The sequence below is a fragment of the Mesorhizobium sp. P5_C1 genome (assembly GCF_054049815.1).
Genome location: NZ_JBFULQ010000037.1, coordinates 1 through 22,187, shown reverse-complemented (window position 1 = coordinate 22,187; position 22,187 = coordinate 1). Strand labels below are relative to the sequence as shown.

The following is a 22,187-nucleotide window of genomic DNA, read 5'->3' as shown; positions in this document are numbered from 1 at the left end:
ATATAGGACAGCGTCGACTTGCCCGAGCCATTCGGCCCCATGATCGCGGCGACCTCGCCGGCTTTCACCGTCAGGTTCAGGCCACGGATGATTTCGGTGCCGTCATCGACGATGCGGGCGTGCAGATTTCTGATTTCAAGCATTCTTTGTTTCCTGAATATTTGTCCGGTCAGCCGACCGAGCCTTCAAGCGAGATCCCGATCAGCTTCTGCGCCTCGACAGCGAATTCCATCGGCAGTTGCTGGATGACGTCCTTGACGAAGCCGTTGACGATCAGCGCGATTGCTTCCTCTTCGGGAATGCCGCGCTGCATGACGTAGAATTTCTGGTCCTCGGAAATCTTCGAGGTCGTCGCTTCGTGCTCGAACTGCGCAGTCGAATTCTTGGCTTCCATGTAGGGCACGGTGTGCGCGCCGCACTGGTCGCCGATCAGCAGGGAATCACAGTTGGTGAAGTTGCGGGCATTGGTCGCCTTGCGGTGCGCCGAGACCTGGCCGCGATAGGTGTTCTGCGAGAAGCCGGCGGCGATGCCCTTGGAGATGATGCGGCTCGACGTGTTCTTGCCGAGATGGATCATCTTGGTGCCGCTATCGACCTGCTGGTAGCCGTTCGAGACGGCGATCGAATAGAACTCGCCGCTGGAATCGTCGCCGCGCAGGATGCAGCTCGGGTACTTCCAGGTGATGGCCGAGCCGGTCTCGACCTGCGTCCACGAAATCTTCGAGCGGTCACCACGGCAGTCGCCGCGCTTGGTGACGAAATTGTAGATGCCGCCCTTGCCTTCGGCGTCGCCGGGGTACCAGTTCTGCACCGTCGAATATTTGATCTCGGCATCGTCGAGCGCCACCAGTTCGACGACCGCGGCGTGAAGCTGGTTCTCGTCGCGCTGCGGCGCCGTGCAGCCTTCGAGATAGGAAACGTAAGCCCCCTCCTCGGCGATGATCAGCGTGCGCTCGAACTGGCCGGTGTTCTTCTCGTTCATGCGGAAATAGGTCGACAGCTCCATCGGGCAACGCACGCCCTTGGGCACGAAGACGAAGGAGCCGTCGGTGAACACCGCCGAATTCAGCGTGGCGTAGTAATTGTCGGAGGTCGGCACGACCGAGCCGAGATACTTCTTCACCAGTTCCGGATGCTCGCGGATAGCCTCCGAGATCGAGCAGAAGATGACGCCCGCCTGCGCAAGTTCCTTTTTGAAGGTGGTGACGACGGAGACGGAATCGAACACCGCATCGACAGCGACGCGGCCCGATTTGTAGACATTGTCGCTGACTTCCTCGAGCTCCGAGGCGTCGGTCTTCTGCACGCCGGCGAGGATTTCCTGTTCCCTCAGCGGGATACCCAGCTTCTCGTAAACCTTCAGCAGTTCTGGATCGACATCGCTGAGCGACGTCGGGCCGGGCGTGCTCTTGGGCGCCGCGTAGTAGTAGATGTCCTGGAAATCGATCTTCGGATAGTGAACGCGCGCCCAGGTCGGCTCGTCGAGCGTCAACCAGCGGCGATACGCTTCCAGACGCCATTCCAGCATCCAGGACGGTTCGTCCTTCTTGGCCGAAATGAAACGGATGATGTCTTCGCTGAGGCCCTTGGGGGCCTTGTCCATCGCGATTTCAGTCTGGAATCCGTATTTGTATTGGTCGACGTCGATCTTTCGGACCCGATCGATCGTGTCCTGCACAGCAGGCATATGCGTTCTCCATCCACGCCGGGGTCAAGGCCCGACAGTTTTCAAACTATGGCACCGCCAAATGAACGCCGAAGAGGCATTCGCGGCGGCGTAAGTTCCATATAGTGCGTTCCGACCGGAAATTCACCCGGCCAGCATAAAACGCACGGCTCTACCAGGCCGAAGGCCTGTCTATGTCCGGCCGCTGCTCATGCGGCCCTTTCCCTACTCGCCCGACGCGCGGCGATTGCCGCCAGTGCGGTGCGAAACAGTTCGATGTCCTCAGCGCCGGTTGCGGCACCGATCGACACGCGCAAGGCGCCAAGGCTGTCGCCGTATCCCATGGCTTTCAGCACATGGCTCGGTCCGACCTTGCCCGACGAACAGGCGGAGCCGGCCGACAGCGCCACGCCGGCCAGATCGAAAGCGATCTGCGCGGTTTCGGCTTTGATGCCCGCAATAGCGAAGAATGTCGTGTTGGCAAGCCTTGGTGCGCCGGTTCCAAAGATTTCCGCATCCGGCACCAGCATTTTCACGATGGCCTCGATCTCGTCGCGGCGCTGCCGCACCGTGTCCATCGCCCGCAGCCCCTCGAGCGCCCCGCGTGCCGCGGCGCCAAAGCCGGCGATGGCGGCAAGGTTTTCGGTGCCGGCGCGATGGCTTTTTTCCTGGCCACCGCCATTGATCAGCGGCTTCGGCATCATCAGATCGGAGGCGGCGACGATGGCGCCAACGCCCTTGGGGCCGCCGAGCTTGTGCGAAGACAGGATCAGATAATCGGCGTAACCACCTGATAGATCGATCGAAACGCGCCCCGCCGCCTGGACGGCGTCGACGACGAGGACGCCGCCCGCGGCCTTGACGATCCCGGCGATGCGGTCGATCGGCTGGATGACGCCGGTCTCGTTGTTGGCGGCATGGATGGCGACCAGCGGCAGGCCCTCGGCCTTGTCATGACGGGCGAGTGCGGCCGCCAACGGGTCGAGATCGGCGATGCCGTTGGCATCGACGCCGATCCGCGTCACCTGCGCTGCCGGGAAGCGCCCGCCATTCAACAGGCAGGGATGATCGGCCTCGGACACATAGAGACGGCTCATGCGCACACTGCCGCGCCCCATCTGCCAGTCTGATGTCAGCAGCGTCGAGGCCGCTTCCGTCGCGCCGGAGGTGAACACGACATGCTCTGCCTTGGCGTTGACCAGTGCCGCTACATCTCGCCTTGCGGTCTCGATCAGGCGCCGTGCGGCGCGCCCTTCGGTGTGGACCGATGAGGGGTTGGCGGCGACATCAAGTGCGGCGACCATAGCTTCGCGCGCCGCGGCAAGCAGCGGAGCACTGGCATTGTAGTCGAGATAGGCGCGCATTCCGGCCATTTTCGTCCGTTTGGTTCCCGTCAGAAGCCATTCCGCTGTCGTATCGCGTTATTTCCTTGAAATTCCAAGGCGAGCCGTCCTATTTACGCGGCTTGCGGCGCGGGTGGCCCGGCTCGACGTCTGGCCACTCAGTTTTGAACAATTCTAAACTAGCTTCTAAGAAGACGCTCGCCCTGCGTCAAGGCCAGAGGAAGACACGTTCCGGGCGCCGCGCATTCGTATTACCCAAGTGGAGTATTTCATGCCTGAGGTCATTTTTACCGGTCCTGCCGGCCGCCTGGAGGGACGCTACCAGCCTTCCAAGGAAAAGAGCGCGCCGATTGCCATCGTCCTGCACCCGCACCCGCAATTCGGCGGCACGATGAACAACAAGATCGTCTACGACCTCTTCTACATGTTCCAGAAGCGGGATTTCACCACGCTTCGCTTCAATTTCCGCGGCATCGGCCGCAGCCAGGGCGAGTTCGACCACGGCACCGGCGAGTTGTCGGATGCGGCGGCGGCACTCGACTGGGTGCAGTCGCTGCATCCGGATTCCAAGAGCTGCTGGGTCGCCGGTTACTCCTTCGGCTCCTGGATCGGCATGCAGCTCTTGATGCGCCGGCCGGAGATCGAAGGCTTCATCTCGATCGCTCCGCAGCCCAACACCTATGATTTCTCGTTCCTGGCGCCCTGCCCGTCATCGGGCCTGATCATCCATGGCGATGCCGACAAGGTGGCACCGCCGAAGGATGTGCAAGGCCTGGTCGACAAGCTGCACACGCAGAAGGGCATCACCATCACGCAGAAGACCTTGCCCGGCGCCAACCATTTCTTCTCCAACGATGCCGACCTGCTGCTCGAGGAATGTGCCGACTATCTCGATCGCCGGCTGGCCGGCGAGCTGTCGGATCCGCGGCCGAAGCGGCTGAGATAGGCAGGGAAGCGGGCAGCGATGTACGAGCCTCCTCATTTCAGGGAAACACGGCCGGAAATCCTGCACGGGCTGATCCGGGCGCATCCGCTCGGCCTGTTGATTTGCAACGGAGCCGAGGGGCCGGTCGCCAACGCCATCCCGTTCCTGCTCGACGCAGACGTGCCGCCGAACGGCAGGCTGCGCGCCCATCTGGCGAAGGCCAATCCGCAATGGCAGCTGTTGGCCGACAATCCGGCGTCGCCGGTGCTGATCGTCTTCCAGGGCACCGATGCCTATGTGACGCCGTCCTGGTACGAGACCAAGCGCGAGACCGGCAAGGTGGTGCCGACCTGGAACTATGCCATCGTGCAGGTGCGCGGCACCGTCAAGGTGATGGATGACCAGGCCTGGCTGGCGCGGCAGATCGCCGACCTGACCGCGTCCCAGGAAGGCACCCGCGCCGCACCCTGGGCGGTGACCGACGCGCCAGCGCCCTTCATCCAGTCGCAGATCAAGGGCATCATCGGCCTGGAAATCGAGATCAGCGAAATCCACGGCAAGTGGAAGGTCAGCCAGAACCGGCCGGTCGCCGATCGTGTCGGCGTTGCGCAAGGGCTCGAAAGCGAAGGGCACCAGTCACCCGACATGGCCCGCCTGGTCAGGTCCTATGGCGGGCTGGACAGCAACTAGGCCTCAGCAAACCCGAGCTTCAGCCGGCCTTCGCTGCAACCAGCCGGAACGTGTTCTTGCGGACAGGCAACCCCGACGGCATCTGGCGAAAGATGAAGCCGAGCCGGGCAAAGACAAGCCCGCACGCCAGCGCGAAGGCGCAGCCGAGGCCGAAGCCGGCGACAGTGTCGCTGGGATAGTGCGCGCCGACGAAGACGCGCGTCGAGGCAATGCAGGCGGTGATCGCCAAGGCGATGTACCAGCGCCGGGGAAACAACAGCAGAGCGACCCCGAACACAGCGCCCATCGTCGTGGCATGGCCGGACGGGAAACCGGCGAAGCGCGCATCGAAGGCAAAGGGATGAAAGGCCAGCACGCCAAAATCGTCGAAATAGAGCGGGCGAGCCCGACCGATTGCATATTTCAGCACATTGACGGCCAGGCCGGACAGGCCGGCGGCGCTCAGCACCAGAAAAGCCAGGCAGGTCCAGTTGTAGACCAGCATCAGCGAGCGCCTTGAAAGGCTTCGCCAGTCCGTCAGGTTCGCGGCGACCAGCAAAAGCGCCGATGGAATGAGATACCAGCCTCCCAGGCCGAACTGCGTGAAAAAATCGGCCAGGTGGACGAACCCTGGCGACCACTGGCCATGAAGCATCCCTGCCGGGGTGTCGAGACGAACAAACGCCGCCGCCGTCAGCAAGACCCAGACCAGGCCCCAGACCGGCCACACTATGTTCGGGTATCTGGCGGGACGAGCGGCAAAGCGCTTTCTTGCGATCTGCACCGTATCGCGAAAATTGTCGAGGGATCGGCGCCCCACCCCAAGGAGCATACCGGAAACGGAAGGGCGCGATTTCACCAGCATAGGAAATTCGAGCCTGTCATCGACGAGCCGTCATGGCGCCACACGATAGAGACCGAGCGACAGTTTGTCTCCCGACGAATAGTTGAGGCCGTCGATCAGGGCAACGCGGTTCACCGATTTGCCTTGTGCCGCCAGCAGGCCAGTCAGTTTCTGCTCGTCCTCGACCGATGCCAGCGCCAGCGCGCAGGCCGGATCGGCAGATAGATGCCTGGCGACGCCTTCGACATCGGTCAGCACCGTTTTCGTGCCGACCAGGAACACCAGGCTCGGTTCCTGAAACCGCGACGAGGCCAGCACGGTGGTGTCGCAGGGCTTGTTGGCGCGCACCGCCGCCTCGATGGCCGGGCTCAGCCAGATCGGCTTCAGCGATGGCGCTATGACGCCGAACAGCAGCGCATAGGTGATGCCCGCGCAAACGGCGATGGCGCCGATGCGGCCGAGCGGCACTTGCAACTGCCGCGAAAAGGCCAGGTAGCCGGCGCCGAGCGCGGCCGCGGCAGCCGGAATGCTCCACCATGAAAACGTGCCTGTGAGGTAAAGCGGCGCGCCGACGCACACCGCCGCCAGGCCGAGGCTGACCACGGCAAGACCAAACGCGGTCGACCACCACAACCAGTCCTGCCAGCGCCGGAGCGGCGCGTTCGCATCCTGCGGCGACAATGTCAGCAGCCAGCCGATCAGCAATGCCATCCCAGGATACGCCGGCAGGACATAATGCGGCAGCTTGGTCGGGATCAGTTCGAACACCAGCCAGAACGGAATGTACCAGGCGAGGCAGAAGCGCAGCCGGGGGTCATCGCGCAGGCGATTGAGTGCCTGGAGCCCGGCGCCGACCGCGATCAGGCCGAAAGGCCACATGAACAGCGAATAGGTCAGCATGTAGAAGCCGGGTGGCAGGCCATGCGATTCCTCGCCCGACGCGACCTTGCCGATCATGTCCTTGCCGACGGCCTGCTGCAGGAAGGCGCCGCCGCTCTTCCAGGTGATGAGCGCAAGCCAGGGCAGCACGATCAGCACGACGAGCGCCAGGCCGCGCCCCACCTTGAGCTTCGACAGCCAGCGCCCGTCACGCTCGAAGGCGAACAGCACGGCGATGGTGAGTGCCGACAGCAGCGGCGCAATCGGGCCCTTGATGAGGATCGCCGCGCCCTGCGCGACCCAGAAGATCCACCAGAGATGGCCGCCGACAGGTTGGTTCCGGCGCGACGCCAGATAGATCTGCGCCAGCGCGCCTTGCGCCGCCACGCAACAGGCCAGCAGCATTGCGTCGGTCTTGGCGTCGCGGCCTTCGAAAGCGGTGGCGAAGATCGCCGCCATGACCAGGCCCGCGGCGATGCCGGCATTGGCCCCGAACAGATTGGTGCCGGTCCAGGTGATCGCCAGGACAGCAATGGCAATGCCAAGCGCCGAAACCGTGCGATAAACCCAGATCGGAGCGGCAGCGCCCTCGCCGCTCAGCGCGACGGCCGCCGATTGCAGCCAGTAGATGCCGATCGGCTTCTGGTAGCGCGAGGCGTCCTGAAAGCGGATGTCGACATAGTCGCCGCTCTCGGCCATCTGCTTGGTGGCCTGGACGAAGCGTGACTCGTCGCGGTCGATCGGCGGCAGCGACGCCAGCCCCGAAACCGTCATCACCAGGCTGAACAGGAAGAGAAGGATGTAATTCCTGTTCACCGCCATGTCCCGGCCTCTGTGACGAATTTTGATTGATATGCCACGCTGCTCAATCGATCGCTGTTCAATCGACCTTGCTCATCGCGGTCTTGCGCTCGTTGGCGATCAGCCAGAGATTGCGGATGTAGATGAACAGGCCCATGGACTGGCCGGCGATGAACACCGGATCCTGACGCTGGATGGCATAGATCAGAAGCAGGCCGCCGCCGAACAGGGAAAAGAACCAGAAGGCGACCGGCACCACGCTGCGCTTGGCTTTTTCCGATGCCAGCCACTGCACGACGAAGCGCATGGTGAAGAAGAACTGCGCAACGAAGCCGAGCAGGATCCACGCATCGAACTGCTTGATGAAAACCTGGTGAAGCCAGGTCACCAATTCCTGAAGCACGTTAACCACGGCTGATTTCCTCTACTTTAGGCATTCTGCGGCGCCGGCGGCGCAGCCACCAGACACCGGCGAGATCGAGAACCCCCTGCAGGCCGCGATCGAAAATGCCGTAATTCGACTTGCCGTGCCGGCGCGAGCGATCGATGACATCGCAGTGCACGACGCGATAGCCCTCCTGGATGACCAGGGCCGGAACGAAGCGATGGGTGCCGTCGAAGAACGGCAATTTGCGCAGGATATCGGTATGGACCGCCTTGAGGCCGCAGCCGGTGTCGCGCGTCTCGTCATGCAGGATGGCATTTCTCAGCCAGTTGGCGAAACGTGACGCCAGTTGCTTGACCTTGCTGTCACGGCGCTTGAGACGCTGCCCCTGTGCGGCGCCGAAATCGGGCCCGGCCTCTACAAGCGCATCGATCAGCACCGGAATGTATTGAGGATCGTTCTGGCCGTCGCCGTCGATCGTGGCGACGATGCTGCCACGCGCCGCCCAGGCGCCTGAGCGCACCGAAAGGCTCTGGCCAGCGGATTTCCGGTGGCGCAATTCCCGAACCGGAAACGGGCGAAGTGCAGCCTGCGCTGCGAGCACCGAAGCGGTGTCGTCGGTGGAGCCGTCGTTGACGATGATCAGCTCGAAGTCGCGCCCGGCCATGGTGGACTCGATCTCGTCGATCAACAGCGGCAGATTTGCCGCCTCGTTCCTGCAAGGAATGACGATGGATATCAATGCGTCCGGCATGTCGCGTCGGGGCTCTGTCGTCGGATATGGCATTTTGTGGATGCCGTGCGGTGCCGCTCGAGGTCGTGGACTGCTAGAACCTTTGGCGCGGCGCCTCATTACGCCAGCCGAAACGATGAAGCAAGCATTGGGCCGATGGTCTCAGACTTCATCCGCGCGGACCGCAAAACCGGATTTGACTTTTGCTGATCGCGGATCTCTGCCTGACGCGCGATCGAACGCAAAACCGGATTCCACTTTTGCTGATCGCGCTTGGGTGCTAAACGCGCCCGTTCATGCACGCCACGCCCGGGTCAGATTGGCCGGACGCTTTCGGGAAACACAAAATGCCTGCCTTCAAATCCGATTTCCTGCGCACGATGAGCGAGCGCGGTTTCATCCACCAGACTTCGGATGATGCCGGCCTCGACAATCTCTTCGCCACGGAGACGGTGACGGCCTATATCGGCTTCGACGCGACCGCCAAAAGCCTGCATGCCGGTTCGCTGATCCAGATCATGATGCTGCACTGGCTGCAGCAGACCGGTCACCGGCCGATCGCCCTGATGGGTGGCGGCACCTCGATGATCGGCGACCCGTCCTTCAAGGACGAGGCACGCAAGCTGCTGACCCCGCAGGACATCGACGACAACCTCGCCGGCATCCGCCGCAACTTCATGCCGTACCTCAAATTCGGCAGCGGGCCGAACGACGCGGTCATGATCAACAACGCCGACTGGCTGATGGAGATCAACTACGTCAATTTCCTGCGCGACGTCGGCCGTCACTTTTCGGTCAACCGCATGCTCGCCTTCGATTCCGTCAAGCTGCGGCTCGATCGCGAGCAGTCGCTGTCGTTCCTCGAATTCAACTACATGATCCTGCAGGCCTATGATTTCGTCGAGCTCTACAAGCGCCTCGGCTGCCGCCTGCAGATGGGCGGCTCCGACCAGTGGGGCAACATCATCAACGGTATCGATCTCGGCCGCCGCATGGAGGACGCGCAGCTCTATGCGCTGACCACGCCGCTGCTCACCACCTCATCGGGCGCCAAGATGGGCAAGTCGGCATCGGGCGCGGTCTGGCTCGATGCGGAGATGCTGAGCCCCTACGAGTTCTGGCAGTACTGGCGCAACACCGAGGATGCCGATGTCGGCCGCTTCCTGAAACTCTACACGACGTTGCCGCTGGACGAGGTCGCGCGGCTCGAGCAGCTCGGCGGATCCGAGATCAATGAGGCCAAGAAGGTCCTCGCCACCGAGATCACGGCCTTGCTGCATGGTCGTGCGGTCGCGGAACAAGCCAGCGAGACGGCGCGCAAGACGTTCGAGGAAGGCGCGCTCGCCGAATCGCTGCCGAGCGTCGAGGTGGACAAGGCAGCGCTTGGAGCCGGCGTCGGCGTCCTGTCGCTGCTGGTGACAGCCGGACTGGCGGCATCGAACGGCGAGGCGCGGCGGCATGTGCAGGGCGGTGCGGTACGGTTGAACGACCAGCCAGTCAGCGACGAGCGCCGGCTGGTGACGCTTCAGGATTTGAGTCCGGAAAACATCGTAAAGCTTTCACTCGGCAGGAAAAAACACATTCTGGTGCGGCCGGTCTAGGATCGGTCACCGGTATTCGAAGATCGACCTGAAGATACCGGGTGCGATCACCGACAGCGGGTTGATGTCCAGCACCGGCTTGTTGGCATTGCCCTTGAGCCGATAGGTGACGCCAATCAGGCCGCGGTCGCGGCCGTTGCCGAGAAGCGCGCCAACGATGGGCAATTCGCCGAAGATGCGATTGAGGCCATAGACCGGCATGAACGTGCCGGTCATGTCCATGTTGTTGTCCTGGTCGTAGAGGGTGCCCTGGAACGTGGTGCCGATGCGGGGGCCGCGCAGCACGCCATTGGCCAGTTTCACATAGCCGCTGCCCTTGTCGATCTCGGCGTAGCCGCGTTGGAACTTGACCCGCGAGGTGTCCAGGTTGCCCTTGACCGCCTGGTTGAGGCTGCGGCTATCGCCGGCCGGCGTGGTCGAGACGATGGAAGCCAGTTTCGGCTCATTGACCACGAAGAAGTTGCTGGTATCGACCTTGCCCCTCAGCGATCCGTCGCTCGGCCCCGCCAGCGCCAGCGTGATCGCTCCGCCTTCCATATGCTCATAGATGTTGAGGAACCGAAGGATGGCGCCAGCGTCCGCGGACTGCATGTTGAGTGTGCGCTGGCCGGCGCCTGTGGTGTTGCTGATGGTTATCGCGGCGCCCGAACTTGCCGTGGCGCTGACCTTCAGGCCGTTCACCCGCGAGCCGGCGGCGCTGTAGTCGAGCTTCAGGTTGGACAATTGCTCGTCGTGGAACCCGGTCAGCTGATCGACGTCGGCGCTGACGGAAATGGCATCGGAGCCGGTGGTCTTGGTTGCCGTGTCGACGTCCGAGGTGAACTGCTTGATCAGCGAGCGGGCATCCAGCGCGTTGCCTGATATGTCGACCGCATAGCCCTTGCCGGACCGCTTCACCGACACCGCGACATCGTCGCCCCTGTTCAAGGTCACCTTGCTGAACTTCGCGGACGACAGGGCGCCATTGACCAGCACGATGTCGCCTTCGATGGAGAAGGTTTTCCCGTCGAGATCGAAGTCGGACAGCGTCGTGGTGTCGCCGGACTTGGTCATGACGAATGTGGCTTTGGCGGGAACCCCCGCCCCCTTGCTCCAGCCGGCCCAGGGAATGTCCAGCCTGGCGTTGGTCAGGTCGGCCGAGACGTTCTGGTCGCCGCTGCCGCTCTTGTCGATCGCCACCTTCACCGTGCCGCCAAGCAGCGGCGTCAAGCCGGGCATTGCGGCGGCACGGATCTTGTCGTCGAGCACCAGGGCCACCTTGCGGCTGGGCGGCGGCCCGTCATCCCGGAGTGGCTCGATCAGGTCGAGTTCGGCCGGAATGCCGTTCAGCGATGCCTTGGCCGAGATCACCGCCTTTTCAGGGTCGACGGTGATCGAACCGTCGGCATCCGTCACGGTCTGCCCCTCGAACGGCTTGGCCAATGACATGCCGCTGTAGTCGAGCGACACCAGCCAATCGAGCTTCGAGGAGTCGACGCCGGACTGCAAAGGAATGTCCGCCCTGACATGGCCGGTGACGCTGCCCGACAGATCTTCCGGCAAAAGGCCGACATGGCGCATGGCGTTGATCGGCTCGTAGGAGGCGAGTTCGGCAACGGCGGAGGCGTCACCCTCGACATCGATGTCGAGCGCGCCGATGACTGGCGGGTGGTTGGCGGCCTTGACCGTCAGCGTGCCATTGCTGGCCGCGACGGTGCGGCCGCTCGGCATGTAGACGGTGCCCGAAGACAGGGAGACGTCGACATCATTGCCATGGAAACCAACAACGCCGACAGCGTCGCGTATCGGCGGAATGCGGCCGGCCGTGTCAAAACGCGATCCCTCGATCTGGAAGCGGCCGAACACCTCGTCGGCGGACAGCGGCACGCCATTGCCGAGACGGTTCGGAACAACGTGGAACTGGAGGTTGGCGTCGACGACGCGGCCGCCAAACAGATTGGCCAGCACCCACAGCCGGGCGTTGCGTGCCGAAAACCATGGCCAAAGCTGCTTGACGTGAGAGACCTGCATGTTGTGGACGTTGAACGCCAGGTTGATCCCCGGCGCCTTGCCGTCGACGAACTCCACGGCGGCGGTGCCGAGCACCTCGCCGGAGGAGGCGGAGCGAAGCGCTATCTGCTCGGCGACCAGCCTGTGGCTCACCGTGTTGTAGACACCGGCAATACGGGCGAGGAAGGTGAGCGCTGGCTCGGGCGAGTCCGAAGGCGCCAGCGAGGAACCGTCGCTGGTCAGGTCATAGCGATAGGCCGGTTCCTCGCCGGCCGCTCCGGTTGCCGGCTTCGGCCCGATCGAACCGGCGAAATCGAATGTCGACCGGCCGGTCTTCAGCAGCAATCTGTCCACCTGGACCTTGTTGCTGCCCGCAACCAGCGTGGCGTTGACGTCGACGTCCGCCGGCAGCAGCCCGCGTGTGCCGAGATCGAGGATGGAACCCGTCGATGACAAAGCGGCCGTCAGCCGCGATGCATTCGTGCCGGACCCTTCCGATCCCGTCAGCTTCAGCGCCACCGCACCCAGCTTTCCGGTAGCGGCCGTGGTATCTGCAGCCCCCGTGACAACACTCGCGTCCGCCAGATTGATGCTCGCGTCCAGCGCCGTCACGCGGTGTGCGGCGATATCGCGGGTGGCGGAAGCGGCGATGGTAACCGCCCTGCCGTCGACATTGGCCTGCGACCAAAACTGCATGCCGCCCGGTCCCGACTGCACGACGGCGGCGTCGGTGACTTTGACCCGTTTGATCGTTGCGGTTTCGGGCAGTACGAATTCGACGTTGCGAAGATCGATCTGGCGCATCGAATCTTCGCGCACGGCGTCGAGCGCGCTGTGCACGTTGGCGAACACCGCAGCCGTCAGTTTCTCCGGATCGACGAGGCCATCCTGATTGCGCAGGCTTGCTGCCCAGTCGCCGCCGGACGGCATCGCCGCCACGACGATGTGCGCATCGGATATCCTGGCGCTGGTCAGCCGCACTTCCCCGCGCAGCAGCGGTATCAGGCGCACGCCGAAGCGCACGCGGCCCGCATCGGCCATCGGCTTGCCGTCGGCGGTCTTCAGGCTGACGTCGCTGACCTGCAACGCAATGAAGCTCGATCCATCAAGGGTGATGCGCGCCGGCCCGACCGAAACATCGACATCGACGCCCGCCAGTTTCTCGATGGCGGTTTCCGCTTCTGCTCGAAGCCGCTCGGAGCCAACGCCGGACGCACCGACCAGATAGACAGCGACTGCCGCCAACAGGACAAGGCAGGCGAAACCGGCGAACACCCTTGCCAGGATGCGAAAGCCGCGTCCGATCCGCGCCTGACCCAGCGGCGGCACGCGGCACGCGGAGGGAAAGGCCCCCAGGTCGGTGATCTCATCCCGCCTGAACCGGATCTTCTCGTGCTGCGGTTGCTCCTGATCCACGCAATTTTCCGTTGTACGAACTCGATCGTGGACGAATCCCCGCTCGACACTATATGGCTGTGGCTTGGCGCGTAACCACAAACAAGGGCATCGGTATGGCTGACCTAGACGTAGGCGATATCGCGCCGCAATTCGACCTGCCGAGGGACGGCGGCGGATCGCTCAGCCTAGCCGCATCCTCCGGCAAGCCCATTGTGCTCTATTTCTATCCGCAGGACGACACAACAAGCTGCACGCAAGAGGCAATCAGCTTTTCGCAACTGAAGCCGGAATTCGAGAAGGCCGGCGCGGTGGTGATCGGCCTGTCGCCCGACAACGTCAAAAAGCACGACAAGTTCAAATCGAAATACAGCCTCACCATCGACCTCGCCGCCGACGAGGAGCGCAAGGTGATCGAGGCCTACCATCTGTGGGTCGAAAAATCGATGTATGGCCGCAAATACATGGGTGTCGAGCGGGCAACGTTCCTGATCGGCCGCGACGGGCGGATTGCCAGGATCTGGCGCAAGGTCCGGGTCAAGGGCCATGCCGAAGAGGTGCTCGCAGCTGTCCGCGCGCTTTGAGATCTTCGTCGGCACAGCCAACTGCCCGCAACCCCATGCCCGCCTGACGGGCAATCGTTACTGAAAAGTCCGCAGCGCAAAGCTTTGTTAACCTTAATAATGTGTAGTCAAGCTGTCGTGGTGTCGTAAACGAAAGCTTGGTCCCGTGAAGGCAACCGGTCAGTCAGCAGTCTTCGGCAGGCGCAAAGAGCCCCACACGATCATCATCGCCCGGGGCAATGAGATCAGGCACTTCACGATCCGCCCCTGGCTCGCGGCCTTTGTCGGCTCGGCGCTGGCGGCCATCGCCATTGGCTACCTGCTGGCAACCTCCTATCTTGTGCTGCGCGACGACCTGATCGGCGCCACCACGGCGCGGCAGGCACGCATGCAGCAGGCCTATGAAGATCGCATTTCGGCGCTTCGCGCCCAGGTCGACCGCATCACCAGCCGCCAACTGCTCGACCAGCAGCTGATGGAAACCAAGGTCAGCGAACTGCTTGAACGCCAGAGCCAGCTCAGCCAGCGTCATGGCCGCCTCGGCCCGCTGCTCGAACGCGCCGAGACCGAAGTCGGAGCGGCGCCTGCCGAGGATCCGGTGGCGGCCGGCAAGCCGGACAAACGCGCCGAGGTGACCGGCAGCATCGCCCCGCCGGCGCAGACCTACGCGGTCGCCAGCCTGGGCGCCGATCTCGGCGCCGGCGACACCCGGCCGTTCTCGTTGTGGTCGACCCGCTCCGATCCGCTGCCCAACGATTCAGCCGCCGATCGTGCCGACCGACTGTTCGTGTCGATCAACCAGTCGCTGAAATCCATCGAGAGCGATCAACTGACCCGCATCAGCACGCTCGCCGACAACGCCTACAAGAGCGCCGACGCGATCACGCAGGCACTTGAAGCGGCGGGCCTGCCGGTAGACAGCGATTTCGGCAAGAACGAGAGCGACGTCGGCGGACCACTGATCCCGCTCGACAGTTCGATGATGTTCGACAGCAAGGTCAAGGAACTGGACGAGGCGCTGGACACGCTCGACCATCTCAAGAAGGAAGCGCGCCAGCTGCCGCTGACCAACCCGGCTCCGGGCCATTCCGTCACTAGCCCGTTCGGCGTGCGCACCGACCCGATCCTCGGCACCGCGGCGCTGCATTCCGGAATGGATTTCAGGGCGCCGATCGGCATGGCCGCAAAGGTCACCGCGCCCGGCGTCGTCACCAAGGCAGGCTGGAACGGCGGCTATGGCCGCATGGTCGAGGTCGACCACGGCAATGGTTTTGCGACGCGCTATGGGCATCTCAGCGAAATCGACGTGACTGTGGGCGAGAAACTGGATGCCGGCGCCGTCATCGGCAAGACCGGCAGCAGCGGCCGCTCGACCGGCCCGCACCTGCACTACGAAGTCCGCCACAATGGCGAAGCCATCGATCCGCTGCGCTTCCTCACGATCGGCAAGAAGGTCGCCCAGTATCTTTGAGCCGCGCAGGCCGTGAGCTGATTGGCCCAATACTTCCGAACAACTATCAGCCCCGCTTCGCGAGCAACCCGGCGAGCCGAGGCAACGCCATCCATGCCGCCTGACTGCCGGATGATGGTTTCGCGCCCCTTCAATCATCTGCTGGCCAAGCCCTCGCCCCGCTGGACCGGATGCGCGAATTTGTTTTTGAATTCCATTTGACTGAATAAATAAGCGGTGCGAAGCTGAGCCTTCCTAAGGGGCGCACGTCATGGCACTGCGGGGGACCAATCAGGAGTTCGGGCGGCCGTACAACCGGCGCATCGTGCTTGAATCCATCCGCCTGCAGGGACCAATCGCCCGCGGCGAGATCGCCAGGCGCGTCGGGCTCACCGTCCAGACCGTGTCGACCATCGTTCGCGAACTCGAAGAGCAGGGCTACATCCTTTCGCTGCGCGAAGAGCCGAAGGGTCGCGGCCTGCCCCCGGCGACCCTGCGCCTCAATCCCGAGGGCGGCTATGCCGTCGGTATCCACATCACTCCGTTCGGCATCAGTGCCGCCTTGATCAATCTGAGCGGCGACGTGATCGAGAGCACGTACCGCGAAGCCCCGAGCGCGACGCCCGACCACGCCTTCGACCTGATCGGAGCAATGGTGGTTGAATTGACCAGATTGCGGGCTGGCGGGCGGGTCCTCGGGGTCGGCCTCGCCCTGCCCGGCCCGTTCGGCGTCGAGTCCATGAGCTTTGTCGGCCCCACCACCATGACCGGCTGGAAGGATGTGGCGCTGCGTGAGCGGTTGGCGGCTTCGACCGGACTGCCGGCCTTTTTTGAAACCGACATGGCGGCGGCCGCCATGGGCGAGCGCCTCTACGGCCTCGGCGCGCAATTTTCCGAATACTATTATCTCTATTTCGGCGTTGGTTTGGGCGGCGTCATGGTTCATGACGGCAGCGTGTTGCGCGGCGCCTGGGGAAATGCCGGCGAGGTCGGGCACATTCCCGTCGTTCCAGGTGGCGAGGCTTGCCCCTGCGGCAACAGCGGTTGTCTCGAAAGGTACCTGTCGCTCGAGGCGCTCCGGCGCTGGAATGGCAGCGAGGCCGATTGGGTGGCGGAAGTCGCCGCGATCTTTCGCAATGCCGTCGCCATCATCGAGAACCTGTTCGACCCCGAGACCATCATCCTCGGCGGACTGGCATCCACCGACCTGCTCGAACGGCTGGCCGGTTCAACCGAAGGCCTGCACAACTCCGTCTCGGCGCGAAAGGACCGCACGACGCCGCGCGTCATGGTCGCGCGGGGCGGGCAGCATTCGGTGTTGCGCGGCGCAGCCGCCCTTGCGGTTTCCGGGGTGCTGTCGCCGCGCTTCGGCCAGATCTTCACGGCTGAACGCGAACGCGGGCGCGATCTTCTGAAAACCGGAGGAATTGCGGCATGAGCGAACCTCTGCTGGTGCTCGACAACGTCACCAAGAACTATGGCGCGATCGAAGCGCTGAAGGGGATCAGCTTCTCGATCGGCAAGGGCGAGGTCGTGGCGCTGCTGGGCGACAATGGCGCCGGCAAATCGACACTGGTCAAGATCATCGCCGGCGGGCTGGAGCCGACCTCGGGGCGCATGCTGTTCGAGGGCAAGGAGTTCCTTGCCAGGTCGCCGGCAGAGGCCAAGGCGGCGGGCATCGAAACCGTCTATCAGGACCTGTCGCTGTGCACCAATGTCGACGTGGTCGCCAATTTTTTCATGGGCCGCGAGATCACCAGGAAGGTTCTTGGCATCCCCGTGCTCGATGAGCGCGCGATGGAGGCCGTCGTCGAAAAGGCACTGGCTAGCGCGGGCACGCGCATTCCTTCGCTGCGCACCAATGTCGAGCATCTCTCCGGCGGCCAGCGGCAGGCCATCGAGCTCAACCGGTTCGTCCATTGGGGCGGCAAGCTGGTGCTGCTCGATGAACCGTTCGCCGCCCTCGGCGTCGAGCAGACGCGGCGCGGTCTCGACATGATCCGCCAGGTGGCGAGCCAGGGCATCGGCGTCGTCATCATCACCCATATCATGCAGCAGGCCTTCCAGGTCGCCGACCGGATCGTGGTGATCCGCCAGGGCGTCGTGGCGGGCGATGTCGCACGCAACAAAACAAGTCCCGATGCGGTGATCAACATGATCACCGGGGAGACGCTTGCCGGTGCCGGACCGGCGGGCTGAGGGACAAAGAGGGGTCCGGCTCAACAGGAGCGAACGACATGAAGCGAATACTTCTTGCTGTCTTCGGTATCCTGGCACTGGCCTTTGCCACGCTTATGCCGGCATTCGCCCAGTCCAAAGGTACTGTCTACTACATGGTGCCGACACTGCTCGACGAGTTCCAGACCGGCTCGGTGAGCGCCCTGGAGCTGTTCCTGAAGCAGGTCGGCTATGAGATGAAGGCGCTGAACGCCGACAACAAGACCGACGCCCAGCAGTCGCAGATGAACGACGTCATTGCGCTGAAGCCGGCGGCGATCATCCTCGCCGCCGTCGATTTCAATGCGCTGAAACCGTCGATCGAAGCCGCACGCGCCGCCGGCATTCCGGTGGTCGAGTTCGACCGCCAGATCACGTCGACGCCCTCCGACTTCACCTCGGTCGCAGGAACGGTCGAGATCGGCTACGTCGCCGCGGACCAGGCCGAGAAGCTGCTCAAAGCCAAGAACGGCGCGGTGAAGGGCAAGGTCCTGCAGGTGCTTGGCGACCCTGGCGATCCCTATACGCTCGACATCCAGAAGGGCTTTGAGGAGAAGCTGAAGGCGTTTCCCGACGTCAAGATCATCTCGCTTCCAGCCATGCAATGGGAAGCCAGCAATGCCGGCACCATCGTCGCCGACCAGATGCTTGCCAACCCCGACATCGACCTGATCTTCAGCCATGCCGCTCACCTGTCGGTCGCTGCCGTCGCCTCGCTCGAGGCCGCCGGCAAGAAGCCGGGCGACGTCATGCTGATGAGCTCGAACGGCGCTCCGGTCGGCCTCGACCTGATCCGCAAGGGCTGGCKCAATGTCGAAGTCGAGCAGCCGCTCTACGCACAGGCGGCGGCTGTTGCCATGTTCATGGACAAGATCGTCAAGAAGGAAGAGATCAAGCCCGGCGAATACGACGTGCTCGGCTTGAAATCGACCGTGACCAAGGAAGCCTGGGGCCCGAACATCAAGATCCCCGGCGCCGCCATCACCAAGGAAAATGTCGACAACCCTGCCTTCTGGGGCAATCAGAAGCCGTCGACGGAGGCCATCAAGTCCGTCGAATAGGCCCGTCGCATGAAACGCCCCGGGCCATCTCGGCCCGGGGCCAATCCTCTGCAATTCCAATCGCGCATGATCCCTTGCGGAAATCGAATTGATTTCAGGGGGATGCGCCAGCCGGATCAGCCCATGAACCCCCGCACGCGCCACGCCCTGGAGTTCGTCCTCGACAACCTCGTCTGGTTCATGCTGCTGTTCGTGCTGGTGGTGTTCTCCATCTTCATCCCGAACTATTTCCAGCTCGGCATCTTCGCCAACATCATCGAGGCGTCGAGCGTTCTCGGCGTCATGTCGATCGGCCTGGCGCTGGTCATCATCGCCGGCCACATGGACCTGTCGGTCGAATCCGTCGCAGCGCTCAGCGCCATGGCGGTCGGAATCCTGTTCTGCTCGTCGGGCATAGGCCTTGGCGTGCAACTGCATCCGGAATGGCTGATGGTTCCGGTCTCGCTGCTGCTGGCGGTTGCCGTCGGCGGCCTCATCGGCGCCTGCAACGGCTATCTGGTGGTGCGGGTGAAGATGAGCGCCTTCATCATCACGCTGGCGTCCTACATCTGGGTGCGCGGCCTGGTGCTGGTGATTTCGGGCGGCCGTTCGGCGCAGGATCTTGCGCCAGCCATCCGCTGGTTCGGCATCCAGCGCCTCGTCGGCCTGCCGCTCACCGCCTGGATCGCGATTGCCTGTTTCGTCATTTTCTCGCTGATCATGGCGAAGACACCGTTCGGCCGGCATCTGGTGATGATCGGCGGTAACGAGACGGCGACCTTCCGCGCCGGCATCCGGGTGAACCGCAACCTGATCATCGCCTTCGTGCTGGCCGGCGCCATTGCCGGCCTTGCCGGCTGGCTGCTGGCGATCCGCACCTCGGGCGCCACCGCCAATCTCGGTGTCGGCCTTTTGTTCAACGCCTTCGCCGCCGTCGTCATCGGCGGCGTCAGCCTGAAAGGCGGTGTCGGCACCCTGCCCGGCGTCTATGCCGGCGTGCTGCTGCTCTCAGCCATCAACACGGCGATCAACCTGATGGGCCTGCCAGCCAACTTCACCCAGGTGATCCATGGCCTGCTGGTGCTGGCCGCCGTGCTGCTCGACGCTTTCAAGCAAACCATTCGTCAAAAACTGGCATGACAGGACGGCTCGCATGACCGCACGACTAGAAGGCAAGGTGGCGCTGATCGTCGGCAGCGCCCGTGGCATCGGCAAGGGCATCGCGCTGCGTTTTGCCGAAGAAGGCGCAAAGCTGGTGCTCGCCGATACCGAGCTCGAAGCCGGGCAAGCGACGGCGGCCGAACTGGGCGTCCCCTTCGTCCGCACCGACATTTCGTTGATGACCGAGGCCGAGGCCGCGGTGGCGTTGGCGCTCGAACACCATGGCCGCCTCGACATCGTCGTGCAGAATGCCGGCATCTATCCCTGGCAGCTGATCGAGAACACCAGCGCGGACGACTGGGACCGCGTCATGGCGGTCAATCTGCGCGGCACCTTCAATGCCACCCGCGCCTCCCTGGTGCCGATGAAGGCGCAGCACTACGGGCGCATGCTCTACACCTCCTCCATTACCGGCCCGCATGTGACCAGCCCCGGCCACGGCCACTATTCAGCCAGCAAGGCCGGCATCAACGGCTTCATCCGTGCCGCGGCACTCGAATTCTCCGGCTACGGCATCACCGTCAACGGCGTCGAGCCCGGCAACATCCTCACCGAGGCGATCGAGCTGCATCGCGGCGCGGCCTATATCAAGAACATGGAAGACTCGATCCCGCTCGGCCGGCTTGGCAGCCCGCGCGACGTCGCCAATGCCTTCCTGTTCCTCGCCTCCGACGMTGCCAGCTACATCACCGGGACGACCATTGTYGTCGATGGCGGMCAAYTGCTGCCCGAGGGCAACGACTTCCGGCTCCTGCCGCYSTGATCGCTGCGCCCYGCGGCGCTCCGAAGCCGTAAWGCTTTCCTSGRAAAACTTSGCSGYTGTCCAACAATACTGTTGAACTCGAATTSCGAGGCACTTCGCTGGTGCCGAACAGGATGACCCTACGTCTTTATATCAGATGACTCTAATGCAACCKTMGGATACAGTTTCCGTTGGGGAAATGCCAAACAACGGGAGGAYCAAATGGCWGTCATCAAYGGAACCGTCGGCAACGATATCAATCCCGRCRTTCARGACCTGRTCGGCAACGACACMATCAACGCATTGGCCGGTGACGACTWMATTYKCATGGCGATTGGCGGCAATGACCAGGTGAATGGAGGGGACGGCATCGACGTCGTTTTTTACGAGRCTTACWCAAAYGGCCTRACCATCAACATGCAGACTGGTGTCGTCACCGACGGCYTSGGCAACACCGACACGCTCAACAGTGTCGAGKCGGTGAACGCCAGCYACTTCGCAGACAACATMACGATGCGAAATGACGGYTTTTGGGYGTWTGCCCGGGCGGGCAACGACATCATCCATCTGGGATCAAACGGCGGYAYGRTRYTSSCGGGAAGCGGCACCGACACCATCATTGGCGGCGCCGGCRASGATMTGGTYTCCTACAGGGACGACAGYCTTGACTATGGAAWYGACGTCGAYGGCGGCGGCATCATCACMCATGGTGCCACGATCAATTTGRCGACCGGCGTTGTAACTGACGGCTGGGGCTTCACGGATACGCTGACYAGCATCGAGKATGCYGAAGGCACCCAGTTCGCCGACAYCATCACCGGCACAASCGGYAGCAACTATCTCGCGGGTGACAACGGCGCCGATATTATCAATGGCGGCGTGTCGGCGACCGTGGACGATTTCGATTTCTTGAGCGGCGGCAACGGCAACGACACCTTGACGGCGGTTGCCGCTACGGTGTCGGGGGACCAGGGAAATGACAGGATCATTGCACAGGCCTCCGGAAACAYGGACATCGACTATGTCGAACTCCTCTATGCGGGCGCGACGACTGCCATCGTGGCCAACCTCACGGCACAGGCTCGGGCTGGCCTTGCGGCCGGATCGAATGCCATCGGTTTTGCCATCGCAGATGGGCAAGGTGGTGTCGATCGCGTATCGGGCATTCACGCCATCGACGACACCGCCTTTGGCGACACGTTCATCGTCGATGCCTCCTATACCAACACATTCGGCGGCTACATGGATTTCTATCTCGGCGCCGGAAACGATGTCGTAAGGTTCCTGGCCGGCACGGAGGGAGGCCGGGTCAACTACAACGGAGCCGGCGGCGCGGTTCTGATCGACCTGCAAGGCGGCTTTGCCCACGACATGGACGAGAGCAACCTCTTCATCGGCTACGACACGTTGGTCGGCGTGAACAACGCGCGTGGAACCGCGTTCAACGACGGGCTTTATGGCAACGCGGCTGACAATCAATTGCGTGGCCGTGGCGGCAACGATGTTCTGATGGGCCACGACGGCAACGACACGCTCTGGGGCGATGAGCGTGATGGTTCAAGCGACCTGAGTTACGGCAATGACTCAATTTACGGCGAAGGCGGAAACGACACATTGAATGGCGGCCGGGGAGCCGATCTTCTGGATGGTGGCACAGGCGCCGACATCATGCGTGGAGGCGGCGAAAACGACACCTACTATGTCGACAATGCCGGCGATCASGTCATCGAGCTCAACGGCCAGGGCAYCGACAATGTCCAGGCCTATGTCAGCTTCAACCTCTC

The 22,187-nt window shown here is 63.1% G+C and carries 19 protein-coding genes and 1 pseudogene; 12 read left to right on the top strand and 8 right to left on the bottom strand.

Translation table 11 applies throughout. The annotated features are described in order from the left end of the window. From ACXJ7R_RS05445 to ACXJ7R_RS05435, 3 genes are all read right to left on the bottom strand, one after another. Positions 1-143 (bottom strand): ATP-binding cassette domain-containing protein (locus tag ACXJ7R_RS05445; RefSeq protein WP_457150908.1); only part of this gene is annotated, 143 nt, incomplete at its 3' end. A 26-nt stretch (positions 144-169) separates the two neighbouring features. Continuing rightward, entirely contained in the window at positions 170-1,687 is a 1,518-nt protein-coding gene (gene sufB / locus ACXJ7R_RS05440; protein WP_379027226.1) for a Fe-S cluster assembly protein SufB, read from the bottom strand. A gap of 188 nt (positions 1,688-1,875) precedes the next feature. Then, positions 1,876-3,039 (bottom strand): cysteine desulfurase family protein, encoded by a 1,164-nt coding sequence (locus ACXJ7R_RS05435; RefSeq protein WP_457150906.1) that lies wholly within the window; start codon positions 3,037-3,039, stop codon positions 1,876-1,878. 241 nt (positions 3,040-3,280) lie between these two features. Between ACXJ7R_RS05435 and ACXJ7R_RS05430 the strand changes: the two genes are divergently transcribed. Next, a complete protein-coding gene (locus ACXJ7R_RS05430) occupies positions 3,281-3,955 on the top strand; it encodes an alpha/beta hydrolase (protein WP_013532163.1) in 675 nt (224 codons plus the stop codon). 18 nt (positions 3,956-3,973) lie between these two features. Continuing rightward, positions 3,974-4,624, top strand: a complete 651-nt coding sequence (locus tag ACXJ7R_RS05425; protein ID WP_457150905.1) for an FMN-binding negative transcriptional regulator — start codon at positions 3,974-3,976, stop codon at positions 4,622-4,624. Positions 4,625-4,643: 19 nt separating this feature from the next. Here the strand turns inward: ACXJ7R_RS05425 and ACXJ7R_RS05420 are convergent, their stop codons facing one another. The 4 genes from ACXJ7R_RS05420 to ACXJ7R_RS05405 form a co-directional block, all read right to left on the bottom strand. Beyond that, positions 4,644-5,387 carry a phosphatase PAP2 family protein gene (locus ACXJ7R_RS05420; protein ID WP_457150904.1) on the bottom strand — a complete coding sequence of 248 codons (744 nt, stop codon included), beginning with the start codon at positions 5,385-5,387 and terminating at the stop codon, positions 4,644-4,646. Positions 5,388-5,498: 111 nt separating this feature from the next. Next, a complete protein-coding gene (locus ACXJ7R_RS05415) occupies positions 5,499-7,148 on the bottom strand; it encodes an ArnT family glycosyltransferase (RefSeq protein WP_457150903.1) in 1,650 nt (549 codons plus the stop codon). Between the two features lie 58 nt (positions 7,149-7,206). After that, complete coding sequence (locus ACXJ7R_RS05410) at positions 7,207-7,539, bottom strand: lipid-A-disaccharide synthase N-terminal domain-containing protein (RefSeq protein ID WP_095085369.1); 333 nt, start codon at positions 7,537-7,539, stop codon at positions 7,207-7,209. Further along, positions 7,532-8,266 (bottom strand): glycosyltransferase family 2 protein, encoded by a 735-nt coding sequence (locus tag ACXJ7R_RS05405; protein ID WP_457150902.1) that lies wholly within the window; start codon positions 8,264-8,266, stop codon positions 7,532-7,534. The genes ACXJ7R_RS05410 and ACXJ7R_RS05405 overlap by 8 nt, the downstream gene beginning before the upstream one ends. A gap of 326 nt (positions 8,267-8,592) precedes the next feature. Here ACXJ7R_RS05405 and tyrS point away from each other — a divergent pair, with 326 nt between their 5' ends. Then, positions 8,593-9,846 carry a tyrosine--tRNA ligase gene (gene tyrS, locus ACXJ7R_RS05400; RefSeq protein WP_095085365.1) on the top strand — a complete coding sequence of 418 codons (1,254 nt, stop codon included), beginning with the start codon at positions 8,593-8,595 and terminating at the stop codon, positions 9,844-9,846. A gap of 6 nt (positions 9,847-9,852) precedes the next feature. On the opposite strand, the gene ACXJ7R_RS05395 is transcribed toward tyrS, so the two are convergent. Next, the gene (locus ACXJ7R_RS05395; RefSeq protein ID WP_457150901.1) at positions 9,853-13,251 is read right to left on the bottom strand and encodes a hypothetical protein; all 3,399 of its coding nucleotides are present in this window, start codon (positions 13,249-13,251) and stop codon (positions 9,853-9,855) included. 95 nt (positions 13,252-13,346) lie between these two features. Here ACXJ7R_RS05395 and ACXJ7R_RS05390 point away from each other — a divergent pair, with 95 nt between their 5' ends. From ACXJ7R_RS05390 to ACXJ7R_RS05350, 9 genes and pseudogenes are all read left to right on the top strand, one after another. Further along, entirely contained in the window at positions 13,347-13,814 is a 468-nt protein-coding gene (locus ACXJ7R_RS05390; RefSeq protein WP_095085361.1) for a peroxiredoxin, read from the top strand. A gap of 145 nt (positions 13,815-13,959) precedes the next feature. Continuing rightward, on the top strand, positions 13,960-15,264 hold the full coding sequence (locus tag ACXJ7R_RS05385; RefSeq protein ID WP_457150900.1) for a M23 family metallopeptidase: 1,305 nt from the start codon (positions 13,960-13,962) through the stop codon (positions 15,262-15,264). Between the two features lie 250 nt (positions 15,265-15,514). Continuing rightward, complete coding sequence (locus ACXJ7R_RS05380; protein ID WP_095085357.1) at positions 15,515-16,681, top strand: ROK family transcriptional regulator; 1,167 nt, start codon at positions 15,515-15,517, stop codon at positions 16,679-16,681. Continuing rightward, a complete protein-coding gene (locus ACXJ7R_RS05375; RefSeq protein ID WP_027028608.1) occupies positions 16,678-17,442 on the top strand; it encodes an ATP-binding cassette domain-containing protein in 765 nt (254 codons plus the stop codon). Before ACXJ7R_RS05380 ends, ACXJ7R_RS05375 begins: the two co-directional genes overlap by 4 nt. Before the next feature lie 38 nt (positions 17,443-17,480). Beyond that, positions 17,481-18,521: a sugar ABC transporter substrate-binding protein gene (locus ACXJ7R_RS05370; protein WP_457150899.1), complete on the top strand. Its 1,041-nt coding sequence runs from the start codon at positions 17,481-17,483 to the stop codon at positions 18,519-18,521. Positions 18,522-18,644: 123 nt separating this feature from the next. After that, positions 18,645-19,640, top strand: a complete 996-nt coding sequence (locus ACXJ7R_RS05365) for an ABC transporter permease (protein ID WP_457150898.1) — start codon at positions 18,645-18,647, stop codon at positions 19,638-19,640. 13 nt (positions 19,641-19,653) lie between these two features. After that, positions 19,654-20,424, top strand: a complete 771-nt coding sequence (locus ACXJ7R_RS05360; RefSeq protein ID WP_457150897.1) for an SDR family oxidoreductase — start codon at positions 19,654-19,656, stop codon at positions 20,422-20,424. Between the two features lie 201 nt (positions 20,425-20,625). Next, a pseudogene (locus tag ACXJ7R_RS05355) lies at positions 20,626-21,270 on the top strand (calcium-binding protein); the annotation flags it as partial. 12 nt (positions 21,271-21,282) lie between these two features. Beyond that, the coding region (locus ACXJ7R_RS05350; RefSeq protein ID WP_457150907.1) for a calcium-binding protein at positions 21,283-22,187 on the top strand (905 nt) is incomplete at its 3' end.